We start from the raw sequence: 19,671 nt of genomic DNA, 5'->3' as shown, positions 1-19,671 counted from the left end.
AGAATTGTATTTATAAATGCTGATCAAATAAAATCATATTTCCATCGGGATCTTTGACCATACAGCTAGCCGGGCCAGTGGTGTTCTCGTCTGCAGGATTCAATATCTCAATAGTGCCGGCCTTAAGTTTTTTTTGGATTTCTCGCACATCCTCAAATTCTTCTAAGGCTTGAGCATTTTCATCCCAGCCTGGATTGAAAGTCAGGATATTTCCTTCAAACATGCCTTGAAAAAGCCCGATGAGGGTCCCCTCATTTTTCATAATCAGGTAGTTGCTCTCCATGGATCCACCCACTTGTGCGAAGCCAAGTTTTTCATAAAATGACTTAGATGCTTCTAGATTTTTGACACTGAGACTGACGGAAAATGCCCCTAGTTTCATCTCTGTTGGGGTTGTTACTAGAACGGATAAGGAAGCTTGCTTATCGGAGGTGATAAATGAATGACAGAAAAACCCAAGGCTAAACGCAGCTGTCATGGCTGTAGCCAATTGTACTAGTCTATTCATGATGCTGCAGGTTTTATTATAGAAATTTCAAAAAGGAAACCATCGTGCCTAGGTGTAAGGCTTCGTGGTAATTGTTGAAGGTGATTGCGTCTTCTACATTCGCTAGATGGAAGCCTTTGGAGGTGGTGAACTCTTGGTATGCAGTGAATTTCCCGCTTTCATAATCCTGGATCGTTTGCTCCACGGGTGAGATCAGTAGCTCTTTGAAAAGGTTAACCGTCTCTTCTGATACCTGTTCTTCAGGCTTGGTGCCAGGTTTGTAAGCTGCGAAAAGCTCGTCCGAAATGGCCATCGGCAAGCCTGAAAGTGCATATACCAATCGCTGCTGCACTACGATCACGTGACCTATGTTCCAGATCAGGTTGTTGTTAAATCCTTCCGGAATTTTGTTCAGCTGAGCTAAGGAATTATGGTGAAGAAATTTGGAGTAAATGGTTCGGTTAGTTTTCCAGATGTGAAAGTTGGTCGTCATAGTTAATTAGGAGGGTGAGTTTAGTTATTTTCTAAATCGAGACGTCTAAGTTTATTTTTGGCCTCGGCGAGTTCGCTTTTGAGTTCATCTACTTTTTGAAGGAGGTTGAGGATCACATCTATTCCTTCTGGATTGACTTGAAGATCCTGATGGATTCGGATCATTTTCTCTAAGTCAGCTACTTTTTCCTCAGGAATAAACCGCACCTGCTCTATGGTGTGGATTTCGATCAAACCCAGACTGTAAAGTGAGTCCACAAATGAGACTTCGATCTCGTAGTGGGAGCAAAGCGTCTCTATTACTATCAATTCTTGCTGTGCCATCTTATCGTAGTTTTTGGAGTTCTTCAAATAACTTTTTCTCTTTTTCCGTCAGGTTGGAAGGGTTTTTTATGGAATAAGTGAGAATTAAATCTCCGAATTCTCCCTCTTTTTTATAGACTGGAAAGCCTTTTCCTTTGAGTCTTACCTTGGTTCCGTTTTGTGTTTCGGGGGCGACTTTCAATTTAACTTTTCCGTCAAAAGTATCCGCCACTAGCTCGCCACCCAGGATAGCGGTATAGAGATCCAGTTCTACTGTGGCATAGAGATTATCGCCTTCGCGCTGGAAATTTGTGTCATTTTTGAGAATAAATTTGATGTACAAATCTCCGTTTGGGCCTCCATTGACGCCGGGAGCGCCCTTGCCTTTGATTTTGATTGTTTGCCCATCGGCAATGCCTGCGGAAATAGTGAGACGGATATTTTCGCCATTTACCGTGAGTACCTGCTTGTGAGTGGTGTAGGCATCGCGTAGGTTGAGCTGTAACTCGGCATTGAAATCCTGTCCTTTGAACTTAGTGGTGCGACCTCCCTGTCGAAATCCTCCTCCAGCACCACCAAACATAGACTCGAAGAAATCGGAATAGTCTGCCCCGCCAAAGTTCTCGCCACTGAATCCAGATCCGTAATTCCCCTGACTTCGCTGCTGCCTTCCTCCGCTCGCGCCAGCCTGCTCAAACTGATCCGCATGCTTCCAGTCTTTGCCGTACTTATCGTATTTCTTACGTTTTTCGGGGTCGGAGAGCACCTCATTCGCCTCATTGATTTCTTTGAATTTTTGCTCCGCCGTCCTATCATCAGAGTTGACATCCGGGTGATATTTTCGGGCGAGTTTGCGGTAAGCTTTTTTGATGTCTGCTTCACTGGCATTTTTGTCAATGCCTAGCACGCTATAGTAGTCTATAAATGCCATAATCTTAACTGAAGTTTACTATGGGGTTGGAAAAAAGAATTCGAAATACTGGATAGAGTTCTTTGCCTTCAATATAAAAAGAAAGTGAGCGATAGCCTGATAATTTGTGGCAATATGTGCCCGCCTACACGTATTTAGCTCGACTGGCTGTGGCATTAAAAAGGATAGCCGATGGCGAAATTGAAAATCAAGTTTTCTTTCCTCCATGTTTTACTACTGATATCAAAGGAGTTGCCCCAGCGTTCACCTTCTGGTAAATAAGGGATGCGCACTGGCGTCGCCAGATCCATTCTAATCACAAAGAATTCAATGTCCACCCGCAAACCTACGCCTGTGCCTACGGCCATTTGATTCCACCAATCTGAGGTGAACTTTCCGCCTGGAAGGGCTTCATTTTCATTGATCAGCCAGATGTTACCTGCATCCATAAACAGCGCGCCCTTCAATAAGGAGACGATGGGGAAGCGGTACTCTATATTTCCTTCGATTCGAACATCACCTGTTTGATCGAAAAATGAATTGACATCAAAGTCTTCCGGACGATAGGTTCCCGGGCCTATGGATCGGATTCGGAAGGCTCGCACGCTATTAGGTCCGCCAGAGAAATATTGCTTGATGTAAGGCAAGGATCCTGAGTTGCCAAAAGGAAAACCAAAACCAGCAAATAGCCGAGTAGCGATTGCCTGGTTTTGGGAAATATTCAAGTGATACCTCAGGTCTAGATCTACTTTGCCATATTGAGCGTATTCTAGCCCGAGTATTTTTCCATTTTCGTTGCCACCTATTTTGTCGATAAGGTTCAGCGCATTTCCCGCAAAATCCAATCCCAATCCTAGGAAATATCCGTGAGTTCGGAACCTGTCATTGAGTTTATTATAATTGAAATTATAATTGACTCCGGCGATGAAGTTTTGTTCAAAACTTCGCCTCAAGAAAGGATTTTCATCTAGAATCTCCTCAAATTCAGGTGAAGTCTTGCTAAGGTTGACCACGTTCAGACTGATGGGATTTATTTCATGATAAGCATACTTGTTTGCATTCCAGAAGTAGCCATAGTTGGCCGATACCGAATTGAGATTATAGAGCTGACTTCTGCTTAGGTATTCTGCGGCCAAGCCCATTTTAGTCTTGGGTACTGAGTAGCTGAACTTTTCTTTTATCGGTACGAAAAAGATAACTCTAGGGAAAATAAGATCCGCAGATAGACCGAGCTCTAGCGACTGAAGCCCTTTTCTATCTTCTCCACCCGCTATTTGGAATTCATAGCCTATCCTGCCGGTTAGATTCAGCGTTTCTCCTCCTTTGAATAGATTTCTATTTCTATAGACTAGATTCAGAGCCGGTCCTGCAAAATTGTTGGATTTGGAAACGGCCAACAACTCAGCTCTAACCGATCGCTTGGTCATCGGCGATAAATAAAAACTACCCTTCAGGTGGCCGAGAGAATCTGAAGTGCTAAGCGCCTCATACCTGAGATTGACAAATTTATAATTGCCGATGGAACTTAGCCGATTGCTCGAAAGCCTGGATAGCTTGGGGTTGTATCGCTGACCTTTCTGGATCAGAATGTAATCGTTAAGTAAGCGAGGTTTGAAGACGTCTTCCCCCTGAATGAAGTTCTTCCCATCTAGGTAGGTAGTGTCGATTTTCTGCCCATTTTCATCGATTGAATAATCTGGGAAAACATTGATAGAGTCAATGGTGTACGGTATAATACCAGTGGTGGGCACATTTCTTTTCATCCTAAGGTATAGTTTGAAAAGGCGAGCGCTATCCGAAATATTGGTGTCCGCTTCAAAAATCAGGTAATCGCTGTTGAAATTATAGTAGCCTTTGGCTTTCAGCGCGGAGTCGATTCTGGTTCTTTCAGCATTTAAGGTGTTTAGGTCAAATCTACTTCCTTCCTCTAGCAGGGACTCATCCATGAGTGCGATGATTTCCCGGTCTATCTCCATACTATCTCTAGCTACGACCAGCTCGGTAAGTTTGTAAGGAGTAGAAATCGATGCGGAGTAGGATACCGATGCGAATTTTTCTTTTCGCGTGACTTCTGAGGTCGCGGTGCTGTAGAAAAAACCTCTGTTTTCCAGTCTGTTCAAGATCAGGTCTTCGGTACGACTTGGAGTGACTTGGCTAAAATAGACTGGTTCTTCACCTAGTTTTTTGTTTAGAAAGCGGTTGATGAAGCCTGGCTTCTCTTTGGTTCCTTTATAATGAGCCCAAAGACCCACATACATCCCAAGGATTTTGGAATTCGGTTCTGGTCTCAGAAGACTTTCAAGTTCCTCTTCTACGTCTTTGAATCCTTTAATGTCCTCCTCTGTCTTTACATCAAGGGTGGCTCCAGTGTACAGAAATTCATCTTCAGGGATATATTTTTTCACGTTGCAGCTGAGCACAGCCACCAAGAGAAGTAAATAACTAGCCGATATGAATTTCTTAATTTTCATTTTCCTCCTTATTCTTCTTTTTATCAGTATTCTCCAACTCATCAGTTGGATTGGTCTTGGGTTGATCTTCTGCGCTGATAGGGGATTTGAAAAGCTCCGAGAATTCATTGAATTCCCGGTTGAAAATCAAGCCACCGCCAGTCACGACGAGCTGACCATCGATGATACTTTCGAATTGGTTTTTGCGGAAGGCACGAATTCTCCAGCGCCCGTCCTCAGTTAGTAAGTACTCAAAACTCACATTGGCGAGGATTGAATTGGCTTGATCGGTACCTTGAGAGCTACCTTCAAGATCTACCTGGCTGCCCACCTGTACGATCAGTCTGTCGTCAAAAAGCGTCTGCTGGGCATTGATGTTCAAATCTGTTCGGTTGGTAGCGCTACCAGATTGGTAATCTTGATAGCTATCTACATCAAATCCTACCTGAAAACCGCTGTCTCCAAATAGTTTATTCGAAAGGGCGTTCATCTGGTCTGAAAGTACCTGACTTACGGAGTTTCTGGCGATTGCCTCAGCTCCTCCTCCCGAACCATCACTGCCAGAGGAAGGAAAAAATCTATTCAAAACCAGGAGTGAAAATACCTGCTTGTTCAGCTCATCTTCCTGCTCATTGATTTGAAGCACCCGGGAATAGACATTGCCGCCAAATGCACCACGCTGGTCTTCGGGCATGTCTAGTAAGAAAGATATTTCTGGCTGTAGCAATTCTCCGTTGACGTTGAGATATACCAAGAAAGGGATTTGCTGCTTATACTGCGCCTGAGTCTCCTTATTACTTCCAGTCAGCTGGGCAGACATGAGATCTGCCGCTGCCGTTTCTACTCTGTAAATCGCCTGAATATCCAAGTCAGCATCCATAGGATCCCCATTCCAGCTGATTCTGCTCCCCGGATTGATTTCAAATTTTCTACTTACGAGGTTATAAAGGGACATTTCATAGTGCCCTGTAGAAATCTCAAAGTTGCCACTTAGGGTGATTCTTCCATTTGGGTTGATGTCCATTTGCAGATCTGCTTCACCGCCTATCTGTAGGTTATCTCCTGTGGATGGATCTATTATTATGGTGAAAAGCGCAATGGGATCAATATTCAAAATAGCCTGAATATCATATCCAGAGAAAGCAGAAGTGTTTTCTTCCAGTTGGCGGGTGAGAATATTATCTGGATTTTGCTTGTTGACAAATACTACAACGCCTTGTCTTTCCACCAGATCCAGTTCTGACTCGGGTATGATGATAGTCAGATCGGTGTTGTCCTTGATTGTCAGTCTGGCTCTCACTACAGGTAAAATTAGATCGCCATTTATAGAAATATCCGCACTTAGCGTGGCTTTTCCATATACCAATTCATTTTCACTGTCCGTAGAATTTACCGCCATGAAATTGTCAGCCGTGAGTTCCAAATCAAAAGTTGGATTTAGAAAACTTTCTGTTCCTACCATTCCATCCACTTCAAACGTGTTCTTGTCAGTATCTTCAAAGGTGAATTTATCAAAATATACACCTTCATTATCAACCCTGATTTTCTCGTCAGCCAGCATATAAGTGGTGCTGAGCTGTGCCGGCACAAATGAAGTTTTGTTGAATTGGATTTCTCCTTCATACCTTGGATCGCTAGTGGTTCCGTTTGCCGTAATCGTCCCGGTTAAGTAGCCTGAAGCATTCAAAATCTGATCTTGTGACAACGCAGCGATTTTTTCCATCTCGATTCTATTCAGATCTAGCTGCAGATCAAACTCTCCTCCTGCTTCGCTAGCGACATAATCTCCCTTCAGATCAAGATCAAACCCGCCGTCTTTCAAGCCGAGTTCCAAGACGTAATTCCCAAGGCTTTTTGCTGTTGCCAGTAGATTTAGATTGCCAAGAGGCACATTCACGACTTTTAAGCTATCGATCGTCAAATCTCCCATCAGCCCCAGTGCGCCAAAGGGATTCTCCACCACTAGTCTTCCGTCCATTTTGCCACCGGCAATTATTTCCTCTGGATTCAGCAAACTGGTAATTGTGGAAAGTCTAAACTCTTCGAATACCATGGCGATATTTTCCTCCGTGAACCCATCTACATTATTCACAAAGGAGATTTCTTGGTTAGCTTTTGTAAAATGAAATTCTTTGAATTCTAGCTTTTGACTTGAGTATTCTACTAAATTCCCCTCGGGGACCTGCCATTCTTCACCTTTGAGCAAGAGCTCTTTTGGAGAAATATGAAGGCTGATCGTGTCGCTGTTGATGCCTATGTCAGATGCTACATGGTACGTACGCTCTTCCTCTTCGTAGGAATTAAAATCAAAGTAAAGTCTAGCGTCTGACAACTGGCCAGTGAAGTAAGTTTTACCAATGTCCAAAGGTCCAGAAGTCAGATTTTGGAACCCGAAATAAACCGAAAGTGAATCTCTATCCGACCGAACTCTAACTCCAAGACTATCTACTTCCGTTCCTCCATAGTTCACATAAGGAAAATCAATGTTTGCAGTGAGGGAATCCAAATCCTGGAAATAATCCATGTGAATTCTCGCTGAGTCGAATTGCTCAATGCCCTGAAGCAATACCTCGCTGAGTAGGGGATCATCGGATATTTTCAAATCCACGTTCATCACGATATCTCTATCCGCGGCACGTCTTAAGGAGTCATCGCGATCCAGGTATTGTCGGAAGTGCTCGCCCAGCGCAGTAGCCAATTCTGTTGGATTAGTGTTGGTTCGCACAAAGCCATTCAGCAGCGAACTGGCTATATCCACACTCGTAGAGTCCTCTCTTACGCTGCCGTTGAGAAGTAATTCTCCTACTGGATAGGTTCTTCCGTCGTAGATCAATGTGGCATCCTGCAGCTCGGCATGAAGGTCGAATTCTTCCAGATTTCCTTCGAAATCTGCAAGTAATTTGAGCTGGGCTCTCGTACTTTTTTCTGTAAGACCAAGTTCAAAGAAATCTGCTCCCTGCAAATCCAGTTGGAGGTCCACCTTCGCATTAGTAGAGTCCAAATCTACCTCAGTGAGTAGGTCAAAAACCAAAAACTCAGAATCCAATCCGGCTTCTATATCGCCTGCACCATTTACTATTTTACCCTCTAGCTTCAATCCAGAGTAATCCGAACCGTAAAGTTTTAATCGCTCAAAAGTGGAGGTCAATTCGGCATTGAGGTCCTGTAGGCTAGACCCTGATCCGTTTATTTTAATGCCAACAGTCAAGGTGTCAAGTTCTGGTTGCTGGAGTAAGTTGCCCAGCTGAAGTTGATTCACGCGTAGGTCGGCATCGAAGGCTAGTTGACCATTATTTTGATAGGCCCCGTCCAGCAGCACAGTTCCAAAATCTGTTTCCAGCGATAGGTCTGCCAGTAGGTCTTCCAATGTCCCGCTGGTACTTGCTTGCATACTGATCTCTTCTGGCAACTGGATGCCATAATCCTCTTCATTGATGAATTTAAGAAGAGTTGTGCGATTGGTGCGCAGGTGTAGCTTTGGGAAATCAAACGCAAGTTGATTCACATCCAATGCATTCTGAACAGAGCCACTCGCATCAAAGGTTGTTTGTCCCCAGGCCAGGTCTGCTTCCGAGACTTCTAGTGAGGCCAGGTCCCCTTTTGCTTGAAGCTGTAGCTCGAATGGGGCAGCCTCTAGCTCTTGGATAAGTGTGTCTTGAGCTAGTTCTGGGGCGAAAAAGTAACTGTCTCTCACATCCAGGGTGGAGTTATTTACCAGGAAGTCAAAGTCAATGATAGTTGGGTTTTCTATCAATTCCTGAATCGATGGATAATCCAGTGAAATCTCTGCATTTATGCTACTTCGATTGGTAGCCAGAATAAGGTTGTCAATCGTTGTGGTACTATTCCCGGCTTCCAGCCCGAACTGGAATTCCTTGAGCTCAAATCCACTTGCTTCTTGGAAATGAAACTCCTGCAGTGAAGCTCCTGCTTTTTTATCCTCAAGGAAAATATTAGTTGCCGCAAAAGTCAAGTCAGAAATGCTGATCGCTTCTGGATTGAAAAATCCTTTTTGAAAAGGAACATCAGCTGTTTTGTATTCGATATTCGTGGAGTCAATCCTTATTTCATCTGCTTCTACTGTCCACGCTGGCCACTCAAAAGGCGTCGATGAATCCTCGCTCGTAGAGTCAGGACTCGTAGGGATAGAGAAATCGTGGAAAAGAATTGAGGAGTTTTCCAGCGCCAGGGTGCTGAGTTTGACAGTTTGAGATTGCAGATCAGCTTTCGGTAGCTCTACCAGTAGTTGGGCTAGTTGCACCTGGGCTTTTTGCTTGTCCGGAACACTGCTGTAATCCGCCGAAACATTCGTGAGAGAAAGTCTCTCGAGTGTAAGATTAGGTAATAAGGATTCTGTTTCCGTCTCTTCAGTAGGAGGAAAAGGTTTGGTTTGCTGGTAATTGATTTGCGTGTTTTGAAGGGCGATTTCTTCTACATCAAACTCATAGGTTTCCAAATCCAACCCAGGAATGCTGACGTCCATTTGCCCCAAATTTATTGCGGCAGTTATTCCCATTACCTCGTCCAAGTAGCTGACGTCAAAATCCCGAAGTGAAATCGGTGAAAGTTTTATTTTCAGCGGATTTGAGGCGGTGGTATCCGTAGGTGTGATTTGCGTGCTATCCGCAGGTTGGGAAGCAAAAGCCTCAAGTATAAAATCAAAGTTGAACTTCTCAGTTTCCGCACTGCGAGAGACCCTAGCCACTACACCTTCCCAATTCAGCTTGGTGACATTGATGTTTCCGGTGCTGATCAATGGTGCAATTGCGACTCCTGCCTCCAGATTTTTTGAATAAATCAGGGTGTCTCCCTGGGTATCCTCCAAGTATAATCCTTCGAGGTAAATATTGCCTGAGAAGGTAATGAAAAGTCGCTCTATCGCTACCTCCGTGCCTATTTTGTTAGCTACATAGCTTGTGGCTTTGTCCACTAATATCCCCTGCCCCCACGGACTTCTGATGAAAAGAATCAAGGCAATCAGGAGAAGGACAATAACCCCCAGAATTATGCCTAGAATCTTGAAAAATTTGGTAAGAAATGTTTTAATGGGGGCAACTTTTTAAAGGTGAAAAGGATCTTGATTTTATTCAACCTATAAAATAGTCAAGAAATAAGCCAGAATTAAAGGCACTTTCATTTTTTAAGGGATTCATGTAAAAGGTCTATGGCGGAGGATCTACTTATTCTTTTTATAGGTCCTCATATACTCAGCCATTTCTTCTGCTGTCATTTTTGTTTCGGAGCCCGGTGTCAGCTCAATGGCTTCTTGGATCGCCTTGTCTGAGCGATCAATGAATTGCTTCGGCTTTCCTTCGCTTTTGATTAGGTCAAAGGCATCGTACAAATCACCCGTGGCGGTGTAAGCTCCATAGCTCAGACGGTCGCCTTCTATACTTATCAATTGATAAAGCTGGGTGTTGGAAGCAGCACGGTCCATCCATTTGGTCATGGTGAGGTTGTACATTTTTGGGCCACTGACAGATACTACATAAACAGGCCCCTGTGCCTCAGGATCTTGATTGCCTACTCCTGATGGAAGATTTCGGCCTCGGCCATACGAATGATCGTGTCCTTGCAGAATTAGGTCAACTTTGTACTTATCGAAAATTGGCTTGAAAGCCTCCCTGAATTCTGTGTTGTCTCGACCGGTACCCGAAGAATAAATCGGGTGATGAAAAGTGATAATCGTCCATTTCTGGGTGTTTTCTGATAACACTTTTTCCAACCAAACTTTCTGCGTTTCCATAGATTTCTCGTTCACTACGATTTCCTGGGAATTGAGAGAGATCAATCTTAGGTCTGAATAGTCTGTGTAATAAACGGTCTCTGAGAATTCCTTTGGACCATTTTCAGGAAAGGAGAATTGTTTTTTCCAGTGATAGTCCAATACCAGTGAACCATCCTCCTCACTGTCGTATTCGTGGTTGCCGGGTGTAGCCAAGCTCGGGATCATGCCATTGATAAATGAACCGGCGTAGTTCCATTCGCCCCATTCGGCATCATCCTGAGTTCTGTTGATTAGATCACCGGCATGAAGCATAAAAGCCGCTTTTGGCATGTTCGAATACGCCTGACGGATGATTCTGGACCATTGAGATTTGAGGTTGTTCTGAGCATCACCAAAATAAACGAATGAAAAAGGAGTGCCTTTTTCTGGAGCTGTTCGAAATTGCAACCATTCGCTCCAGGTACCTTCTTTACCTACACGATAGGCATACGTAGTGGCAGGTTTTAGGCCTCTGAAGGTAATTGAATGATAATTTGCCAGCACGCTATCCACGTCCAGGGACTCCGTTTTTGCTTCTAAGGTTTCCACCTGTTCCAAATAAATCGGCGTATTTGGAGCGAGAATAAGTTGTGCTTTTGAATCTGAAACTTCGCTAGAAGTTCTCCATGTCACAGATTGAGTTGTTTTGGGGTCGTCCGACCAAGTCAAAATAATACGGTCTGGATAGGCTGAGGGGAAAAAATCCTGTGCAGCTACGCTGAAGGAAAGCACTAGAAAAATTGATGCAATAAAAGTGATCTTGATTAGCCTGTTCATCTGCTGGAAATTAAGTAGTCTCTATGGTGTAAAGTAGGCATTAAATGCTGGGAAATAATGGGAAGGAGCGTTAAGGAATTTTTACTTCTTCTGTGGCTACTGAGATGAGGTCCGCTCGGAAACTCAACGCAGATAAAACCAGTCCTGTGAGTACTACTCCACATGCCACGATCCAATTCCAGTACGAAACCTGAATAGCAAACAATTGCAGCCCAAGGCCTGCCAGCCAAACCAAATGTCCGCTTGCCGTTCTTATTCTTCTTGTTTTGATGTCAAATCGGCTTTTTCCCTCATCAATTAATGGTCTGAAAAAGTCTCGGTACTGCCAAAGTAAGATCAGATTAAGCAGGAGTAAAAATGCCAAAACGTAAGGAGTTCCTCGCCAATCCAACGAAATGGTGACCATCAAAATGTTGGCAATCATAGGAATCATCATGATGCTCCCAAGTAGTTTATACCGCGTAGTGACTAGCATATAACCTATGCAGATTTGGCTCAAAGCGATAAATTTTCCATAAAACCCTAATCCATAAGGCTCGAGTTCTTCTATCAACCATACAGGTCCTATCCAGCCAAAAAACTGATGCTCGTGAAAAAGTTTTGCCATTCCAGCGCCCCAAAAGGTGAATCCCAGGAATATGGAAATGCTAAGTAGGATGAAGTGTAAGAATCTATTCATAGGAAAGTGGTTAAACGGAGATTGAATTTATTCAAAATTCAAATAATCCTGAAGGCGAGTGGAGTTAGATAGTCTCATTTACTCTTGAAAACCAGCTCTGTTAATTTTTTCTTAGATTAATTCTAAATAGATGTTGTTTAGAATTGATCTAATTAATAATATTGTGCCAGATTTGAAAACACAACCCCTATGAATTCAAGAAATTTACTTCTCACCACCCTGTTTTTCTTTAGTTTACTAAAGGTCTATGCACAGACCTCCAGTATAAAAGGAACTGTAACCACCTCAGATAATCAGCCGATAGAATTTGTAAATGTCGGGATAGAAGGCCTGGCAAAAGGTAACGCAACAAATAGAAATGGCTTTTTTGAAATAAAGAATATTGCGCCAGGAAGCTATACGCTCTTTGCATCTTTTGTGGGAATAGAAACCCAAATGAAAACAGTGCAACTCAGCGCGGGGGAAACACTTTCTGTAAACTTTATTTTGAAAGAAAGTTCTACCGAACTGTCCGAAGTGATCGTCACGGATTTGTCTTCTAATAGATTTTATACTGACAGCAACTTCACGGTGGCTAAACTTCCACTCACTGACCTAGAAAACCCTCAGGTTTACAACTCTATTTCGCAGAAAATTCTAAAGGAGCAAGTAGTGACCAATATGAACGATGCTTTGAAAAATGCAACTGGCGTCACCCGTCTTTGGGAATCCACCGGTCGTGGAGGTGATGGTGCAGAGTATTACTCTATGAGAGGATTTTCCGTGCAGCCTACTATGGTCAACGGAATGCCGAGTTTGAATAATGGCGGACTTGATCCAGCAAATATAGAGACGGTGGATGTGATCAAAGGCCCGTCAGGTACGCTTTTCGGTAGCTCGGTGATTTCTTACGGTGGTCTGATTAATATCACTACTAAGCGACCAACGGACACCTTTAAAGGTGAAGTTGGATTTATCACGGGCAGCTTTGGGCTCAATAGAATTACTGGAGACGTCAATGTTCCCTTGAACGAAAATGCTTCAATGCGAGTAAATTCAGCTTATCAGACGAATAATACCTTCCAGGATGCTGGAGGGAGGAACTCCTTCTTTTTTGCTCCATCCTTCAAGTTTGAGGCTAGCGAGCGTCTGACTTTCCTTATCAATACAGAGTTTTTGAGTGCCAGCTCAGTGAATGCTCCGATGATCTTCTTGAATCGAAACAATCCGCTGAGTTTTTCTTCCATCGATCTCTTCGAGCAGAATTATGAGAGATCATTTACAGGAAATGAATTGAGCATCAATAACACTTCTTATGCGCTACAAGCTCAGGCTTTTTACAAGCTTTCAAACAGCTGGACTTCTCAGACGGTAGTTTCCAGAAGTACTACCAAAACAGATGGCTACTACCATTACTTATTTGACGCAAGTAATGGAGATGCTTTCACCAGATTTATCTCAGATAGAAATGGTCAGACTATCGCTACGGATATTCAGCAGAATTTCATAGGTGATTTCACGTTGGGTTCTATGCGAAATAAGCTAATCGCCGGAGTGGATTACTACATGCAAGATGTCCTAAACAGCAGCACAGGCTGGGTAGGCAATGGCGTGGTGACACTTTCAGATGGAAAAGACACCGGAATATTGACTCAGGCTGGGGTTGACGACTTGTTGAAAAATTCCTTCGAAGGAAACTCTACGGGTAGCACCCGAGTGGTAAGTGCTTATGTGTCTGATGTGATGGAGGTGACTTCGAAGCTTTCGGTGATGGCAAGTGTACGAGTTGATAATTTCAAGAATGAAGCTTGGGGAACTGATTCAGAAGAGAATTCCCAAACTGCCGTTTCTCCTAAGTTTGGCATCGTTTACCAACCAGTCAAAGACAAGGTGTCCATCTTCGGTAACTACATGAATGGCTTCTCCAATGTGGCGCCTACTACGGTGAGCGATGCCGATGGATCAAACCCACAGTTTAAAACTTTCGATCCCGAGCGAGCAAATCAATATGAGTTTGGAGTAAAAACTAATATCCTTCAGGACAAGATTGCTGCTACCGCGAGCTATTACAACATTACCGTTTCTAACCGAGTGATGACAGATCCTAACAACATCAATAATACCATCCAAGGAGGAGAAGTAGTGAGTAAAGGATTTGAATTCAGCGTGATCGCAACGCCAGTAGTAGGCTTAAATCTAGTAGCGGGATTCAGTACAAATGATGCTGAGGTGACGGAGGATTTCCCAGAGAGTGGATACTTAGGACTTCGTCCAGAAGAAGCCGGACCTGAATACTTATTTAATTTCTGGGCAAGCTATTCATTCACTGTGGGTGCACTGAAAGGTTTTGGGTTAGGTTTCGGTGGCAACACAGCCAGTGAGCACCTTACCATGAATAGAGAGAATATTGGAAGCTTTGCTCTTCCTTCTTATCAAGTATTCAATGCCTCACTTTCCTATACTGGCTCCCGGTATTTCTTAGCCCTGAAAGTCAATAATCTTACTGACCAGAAATATTATACAGGCTGGTCAACGGTGACACCACAGAACCTTCGGAACGCTTCAATTAGCCTTAACTATAGATTTTAATGGATCTAAAAAAGACAATTAACAAACTTCACCTCTGGCTCGGACTTTCTTCCGGGCTAGTGGTGTTTGTAGTAGCAGTCACCGGGTGCATTTATGCATTTCAAGCTGAGATAAAGGAGTTGACCTATCCCTTTTTATTTGTCGAGCCGCAGGAAAAAGCAGTTTTGCCACCGAGCCAAATCAGTGAGATCGCGCAAGAAGCATTTCCTGAAGGACATCTGCACGCCATTCTTTATCCTACTGCCGAAAAATCAGCCCAAGCAATTTTTTTCAGCTACGGAGAGGGCAATGATCATTACCAGATCGCCTATATTAATCCTTATTCTGGTGAAGTACTCAAGCTTAAAGACGAGTATGCTGATTTTTTCCGAATAGTTTTAGATGGACATTTCTACTTATGGTTGCCGCCTGAGATTGGTCAGCCGGTAGTCGCTAGTTTTACCCTGGTCTTCCTTTTTATGGTGATCTCAGGGCTGATACTTTGGTGGCCCAAAAAGAAGAACCTGAAGCAAAGTCTAAAGATCAAATGGTCTGGAAGATGGAGACGAAAAAACTACGATATGCATAAGGTGTTAGGCTTTTATGTAATGAGTTTTGCGCTGGTTTTTGCTGTTACTGGCTTGGTTTGGGGCTTTGTATGGTTCAGAGATGCACTCTATTTTACAGCATCCGGCGGAGATAAATTTGTGGAGTATTATAATCCTATATCTGATTCCACACAGACTTATCAGGGAGAAATTCCTGTGCTGGATGCGGTGTGGATGAAAATGCAGAAAGAATATCCCGATGCAGATTATATAGAGGTGCATCCTCCGGAATTTGAAGGAGCGGCGATTGCTGCGAATGCGAATCCAGATGCCTCGACTTATTGGAAATCTGATTACAGATATTTTGATCAAAACACATTGGAAGAACTTCCTGTGGATCATTTTTATAACAGATTCGAGGAGGCTACTGTCGCCCAGAAGATGATGCGTATGAACTACGATGTGCATGTAGGAGCGATAGCAGGCCTACCAGGAAAAGTCCTAGCCTTCTTGTTAAGCGCGATCATTGCATCGCTGCCTGTAACTGGATTTTTGGTCTGGTGGGGTAGGAGAAATAAAGTGAAGAAAAAGTCTCTGATTAAGGTAAGGGAGAAGGTGCCTGAGTTGACTGAGGCTTGAGTTCAAGTGAAAAGTAGTAAATCGGAAAGGTTGTCAGTGATTACAGCCTTTCTGCATTTTAGAGTGAAAAGGCAGCAGTTTTTCTTTGTTGGAGATGAGTTTGGGTTTTGTCAAAAATCCTTATTTTCGACACCTAAACCTTCTTAAAATGACTTCAGCAAGCGAACTAGCTCCAGGGAGCAAACTTATACATCCGAAGTTCGGAACGGGGATGATTCTATCTCTGGACGATACGTATTACAAAATCTACTTTTACAACACGGAGGAAGTAAAGACTCTCGCTCGTGATTACGAGGGCTTTACTGTGGAGGAAGCGAAAGTTCCGGATTTCCCGATGCTGACGATGAAGGACGTGGAAAGAGCTATTCGTGAAGCCTTGATCCAAACTTCTGAGCGGGCACCTATAGTGCCTCTAGGTGGAAAATGGATGGGTGGAACTGTCGTTTTCGAACCGAATGACGAATCTCTTCAAGCGAAAGAAATCCCCATGGCAACGTTCTTTCACAAAATCGTGATGGTACGGGAAAAGCTGCGCGTATTGGAACAAAACATCAATAACCATCCAAAGCTGGACGATGAAGATCGTGTACACTTACAGCAATACATCACCAGAGCCTATGGTTCACTGACTACTTTCAATGTCTTGTTTGCTTACAAGGAGGATCAGTTTAAAGGAAGCGGGTCTTAGGATTTCAGCTATCAGGTTGCCGCTTTTTAGATTTTCGGACTTGAGCATATGTTAAATTTTAGCTCTGATTCTGCTGAGTGTCTCTATCGTCATATCGAGGAAAGAAGCGATCTGACCTACAGATGCACGATGGATCACTTTTGGCCGGTATTGCATCAGTTCGAGGTATCTTTCCCTAGCAGTTTTGAATTTGTTGAATATTTGATGCTCTTCGAGGACGATGTAATAGCGCTCCAAAATCATACGATAGGCACGTTCCAGTTCAGGAAAATCAATGAAACTAGCTTGAAGGTTGTCATAAGATATTTTATAAATCCTACTCTTTTCCATCGTTTCAATGTTTTCGTAGGATGGTTTTCGAGTGATGAAGGAGTGCATAGCAGTGACAAATTCTTCATCCAGCGTAAAGGAAACGGTGATATCTCGGCTTTCTCGGATATAATAACTTCTCGCGGACCCCTGAGCTACAAAATAAAGATGTTTGCTGATTTGTCCTTCTCTTTCCAGAAGAAACCCTTTTTCAACTTCAAATTCTTCAAGATGACTTGCAAAAGCTTGCTTGGCTTTATTGCTGATGGTCGGGAATTTGCTAAATAGATTTGAGAAATTTTCCATGGTACGTTGCTAAAAAATTAGGGTATCAAGCGTTCACTAATGATTCGTGCGTATTTTTATGCAGTTAATTTAGAAAGAAGCTCCATAAGTCCTGACTTTATGCTAGAAATATCTTCACTTTTAACCGCTGAAACATAATTTATCTTTACTAATATTTCACTAACTAACTAATAAAACATAATGAAGAAGCTTTTGATCTTATTATTTGCGTTTGGTCTTTTTGGGACAGCCAATGCACAATTTGGTATTCGAGCAGGATATAGTAGTTCCAATTTTACTGATTTTGGAACAGATCCATTAGCTGGATTTCATGCGGGGGCGTATTATAATTTTGGTATGGGATTTTTATCTGTAGAACCAGGAATTCAATATTCCCAAAAAGGACATGTACGTATAGCTGATACTGGCACACCTGCTGTCAAAAACGACCGATTGAATTACGTAGATGTTCCGGTTTTGCTTCGCGTTAATTTTCTTCCTTTTCTAAATGTATTTGCGGGACCGCAGGCCTCAGTGCTAGTTTCTAGGACGCTTGAATTTGAGGATGGAAATACTGATACAAGTACTGAGCCTATCAGAGGTTGGGATCTGGGAGGAGTAGTAGGGGTAGGAGCCAAGTTACCGCTAGGTATAAATGCCCAAGTAAGTTATGATGTTGGCTTTCAAAGTGTAAACTATTACAATCAGGACGTGAAAAACAATGTCCTGAAAATCTCTTTGGGATATGATTTCTAAATGAGTTTTAGAACGGAATAAGTCATAAAAAACCCGGTTGGCGCCGGGTTTTCATTTTTTCAGCCGATCAGGATTTTCTTCGATAAAGGATTTCCATCCGGCATTTCTACCCTTCGTCTGAATCCTGCCGTCATGAAAATGGTGACAGAGCGCCACTGCCAACGCATCCGTAGCATCGAGCATTTTTGGAAGTTCTTCCAGTTTGAAAAGGGTCTGAAGCATAGCCGCCACCTGTTCCTTGGAAGCATTTCCATTTCCAGTCACGGATTGCTTTACTTTCTTGGGTGAATACTCGGTGATGGGGATGTCCCGCGCCAAAGCCGCCGCCATGGCTACGCCCTGAGCCCGGCCGAGTTTGAGCATTGATTGCACATTCACGCCAAAAAATGGAGCTTCCAAGGCCACACTGTCCGGAAAAAATTCCTCAATGATGCCGGTGATCCGTTCAAAAATCTTCTTGAGCTTCAACTCATGCGTTTCATACTTTTTGAGGTGAATCACCCCATATTGAAGCAGTTTGTACTTTTTCCCTTCTGTCAAAATCACCCCGTAACCCATCACGTTAGTTCCGGGGTCTATACCTAAGATGATTTTTTCCTTTGCTGCTTTTTCTTGTTCTTTGCTCACCCTCGCAAGTTAGCCCAAAACATGCTAAGTTTTTACCTGATCTGGTCTTCGAGTTACTTCACAGCGCTCTGGTGGATGAGTAGATTTTGGCTTCAGAAGCCGAATTCTTCTCTGAATCAGGCATTTTTTCCTAAGGTAACTTTGATCATTCCCTTTCGAAATGAAGTACTAAATATCCCGACCCTGAGCGAGAGTCTTTCGCGACTTCGCTATCCTAATCTTCAGGTTCTACTTATCGATGATCATTCAGAGGATTTGTCTTTTCAGTATTTAGAAAAGTGGTTTGAAGGAAATGATACTGTGGAAGTCCTGAGTAGTTCTCTTCCTGGGAAAAAAGCGGCGGTGGAATTTGGTGTGAAGAGGGCTTCGGGAGAAATTATTTTGTGCTCGGATGCAGATTGCATTTTTCCTGAGTTGTGGGTGCAGGGCATGGTCTTACCTTTTCAGAATCCAGAAATCCAGTTGGTCGCTGGGCCGGTGATGGTAGAGGAGAGGAGGGGGTTTTTGCCAGCTTTCCAGTCCCTCGACTGGGCCAGTATTTTATTGATGTCTGCTTATTCCTTTGCTGGGAAAAAACCTTTGATGTGTAGCGCGGCGAATTTGGCTTACCGAAAAACTGCTTTTCAGAAAGTGCAAGGCTATGAGGGAAATCGCCAATTCTTGTCTGGCGATGATGAGTTTCTGATGAAAAAAATAGCACATCAGTTTGGGGGAGTTTCTTGTCACTATTTATCCAGTTCAGATCCTTTGGTAGTGACAAAGGCAGAAGCGAGCTGGAGTGACTTCATCGCTCAGCGCGTTCGCTGGGCAAGTAAGTGGCGAGCACATGCATCTGTATCGCATGGGTTATCTGCCGCAGCCACTTTTTTGACCCAGGTGATTTGGGTAGGGAGTTTTTATTTGATTTCCTTGGGAGGCAAAGGATTGTTAGGTATTGTGTTTGTTTGGTTGGTGAAAATTGGGTCGGAGAGATTGGGTTTGGGGAAGGTTTTGAAAACCCTGGGAAGGAGTCCGTCACCGCTAAGTTTTCTCAAAACTTCCTTCGTCCATCCTTTCTATGTCCTGCGTGTGGGAATAGGTGCTTTGGGCGGAAAAATCAGTTGGAAAGGAAGAAGCAACTAGAGAAGTGTTAATTTAGGGTTTGAAAATAGAACGATGAACGACGCCGAATTTGATTTGATGGATGAGCTTTACTTCGTCCAGCCTTACAGCTACCTACGCGAAACCTTGGCCTGGGAGGAGGAATTACTACTTCTTACCCTACAGGGGCTTTTCTCTCAAGGCTATATTAAATGTCTGGATGATCCAGATACGGAGAGATTTGGAGCAGTAGATATCATGAAAGAAGGGACTAGCTTATATTTTTTGGCAACAAAAAAAGGCTTAATGGCACATAATACCTTATAA

At 43.3% G+C, this 19,671-nt stretch carries 16 protein-coding genes; 6 read left to right on the top strand and 10 right to left on the bottom strand.

The window, feature by feature from the left end:
* Window positions 1–10: 10 nt before the first annotated feature.
* From ABJH64_RS17750 to ABJH64_RS17715, 8 genes are all read right to left on the bottom strand, one after another.
* On the bottom strand, window positions 11–508 hold the full coding sequence (locus ABJH64_RS17750; RefSeq protein WP_348275778.1) for a VOC family protein: 498 nt from the start codon (window positions 506–508) through the stop codon (window positions 11–13).
* Between the two features lie 16 nt (window positions 509–524).
* A complete protein-coding gene (locus tag ABJH64_RS17745) occupies window positions 525–980 on the bottom strand; it encodes a DinB family protein (RefSeq protein ID WP_348275779.1) in 456 nt (151 codons plus the stop codon).
* Window positions 981–1,000: 20 nt separating this feature from the next.
* The gene (locus ABJH64_RS17740; protein WP_348275780.1) at window positions 1,001–1,303 is read right to left on the bottom strand and encodes a chaperone modulator CbpM; all 303 of its coding nucleotides are present in this window, start codon (window positions 1,301–1,303) and stop codon (window positions 1,001–1,003) included.
* A gap of 1 nt (window position 1,304) precedes the next feature.
* The gene (locus tag ABJH64_RS17735; protein WP_348275781.1) at window positions 1,305–2,213 is read right to left on the bottom strand and encodes a J domain-containing protein; all 909 of its coding nucleotides are present in this window, start codon (window positions 2,211–2,213) and stop codon (window positions 1,305–1,307) included.
* Between the two features lie 155 nt (window positions 2,214–2,368).
* Complete coding sequence (locus ABJH64_RS17730; RefSeq protein ID WP_348275782.1) at window positions 2,369–4,663, bottom strand: BamA/TamA family outer membrane protein; 2,295 nt, start codon at window positions 4,661–4,663, stop codon at window positions 2,369–2,371.
* On the bottom strand, window positions 4,653–9,614 hold the full coding sequence (locus tag ABJH64_RS17725) for a translocation/assembly module TamB domain-containing protein (protein ID WP_348299075.1): 4,962 nt from the start codon (window positions 9,612–9,614) through the stop codon (window positions 4,653–4,655). The genes ABJH64_RS17730 and ABJH64_RS17725 overlap by 11 nt, the downstream gene beginning before the upstream one ends.
* A gap of 204 nt (window positions 9,615–9,818) precedes the next feature.
* On the bottom strand, window positions 9,819–11,186 hold the full coding sequence (locus ABJH64_RS17720) for a metallophosphoesterase family protein (RefSeq protein WP_348275784.1): 1,368 nt from the start codon (window positions 11,184–11,186) through the stop codon (window positions 9,819–9,821).
* Window positions 11,187–11,256: 70 nt separating this feature from the next.
* Window positions 11,257–11,865, bottom strand: coding sequence for a hypothetical protein (locus tag ABJH64_RS17715; protein ID WP_348275785.1), 609 nt, complete (start codon window positions 11,863–11,865; stop codon window positions 11,257–11,259).
* Between the two features lie 189 nt (window positions 11,866–12,054).
* Here ABJH64_RS17715 and ABJH64_RS17710 point away from each other — a divergent pair, with 189 nt between their 5' ends.
* From ABJH64_RS17710 to ABJH64_RS17700, 3 genes are all read left to right on the top strand, one after another.
* Window positions 12,055–14,433: a TonB-dependent receptor gene (locus ABJH64_RS17710; RefSeq protein ID WP_348275786.1), complete on the top strand. Its 2,379-nt coding sequence runs from the start codon at window positions 12,055–12,057 to the stop codon at window positions 14,431–14,433.
* Entirely contained in the window at window positions 14,433–15,599 is a 1,167-nt protein-coding gene (locus ABJH64_RS17705) for a PepSY-associated TM helix domain-containing protein (RefSeq protein ID WP_348275787.1), read from the top strand. Before ABJH64_RS17710 ends, ABJH64_RS17705 begins: the two co-directional genes overlap by 1 nt.
* A gap of 148 nt (window positions 15,600–15,747) precedes the next feature.
* Entirely contained in the window at window positions 15,748–16,287 is a 540-nt protein-coding gene (locus ABJH64_RS17700; RefSeq protein ID WP_348275788.1) for a hypothetical protein, read from the top strand.
* A gap of 51 nt (window positions 16,288–16,338) precedes the next feature.
* On the opposite strand, the gene ABJH64_RS17695 is transcribed toward ABJH64_RS17700, so the two are convergent.
* The gene (locus ABJH64_RS17695) at window positions 16,339–16,902 is read right to left on the bottom strand and encodes a Crp/Fnr family transcriptional regulator (protein ID WP_348275789.1); all 564 of its coding nucleotides are present in this window, start codon (window positions 16,900–16,902) and stop codon (window positions 16,339–16,341) included.
* A gap of 180 nt (window positions 16,903–17,082) precedes the next feature.
* On the opposite strand from ABJH64_RS17695, the gene ABJH64_RS17690 reads away from it, so the two are divergent.
* On the top strand, window positions 17,083–17,637 hold the full coding sequence (locus ABJH64_RS17690) for a porin family protein (protein ID WP_348275790.1): 555 nt from the start codon (window positions 17,083–17,085) through the stop codon (window positions 17,635–17,637).
* Between the two features lie 51 nt (window positions 17,638–17,688).
* On the opposite strand, the gene ruvC is transcribed toward ABJH64_RS17690, so the two are convergent.
* On the bottom strand, window positions 17,689–18,264 hold the full coding sequence (ruvC, locus tag ABJH64_RS17685) for a crossover junction endodeoxyribonuclease RuvC (protein ID WP_348275791.1): 576 nt from the start codon (window positions 18,262–18,264) through the stop codon (window positions 17,689–17,691).
* Between the two features lie 21 nt (window positions 18,265–18,285).
* Between ruvC and ABJH64_RS17680 the strand changes: the two genes are divergently transcribed.
* Both ABJH64_RS17680 and ABJH64_RS17675 read left to right on the top strand, forming a co-directional pair.
* Entirely contained in the window at window positions 18,286–19,386 is a 1,101-nt protein-coding gene (locus ABJH64_RS17680; RefSeq protein ID WP_348275792.1) for a glycosyltransferase, read from the top strand.
* A gap of 33 nt (window positions 19,387–19,419) precedes the next feature.
* A complete protein-coding gene (locus ABJH64_RS17675; RefSeq protein WP_348275793.1) occupies window positions 19,420–19,671 on the top strand; it encodes a hypothetical protein in 252 nt (83 codons plus the stop codon).

Source organism: Algoriphagus sp. (assembly GCF_039969895.1).
Lineage (GTDB): Bacteria > Bacteroidota > Bacteroidia > Cytophagales > Cyclobacteriaceae > Algoriphagus.
This window is presented reverse-complemented; position numbering and strand designations above follow the sequence as displayed.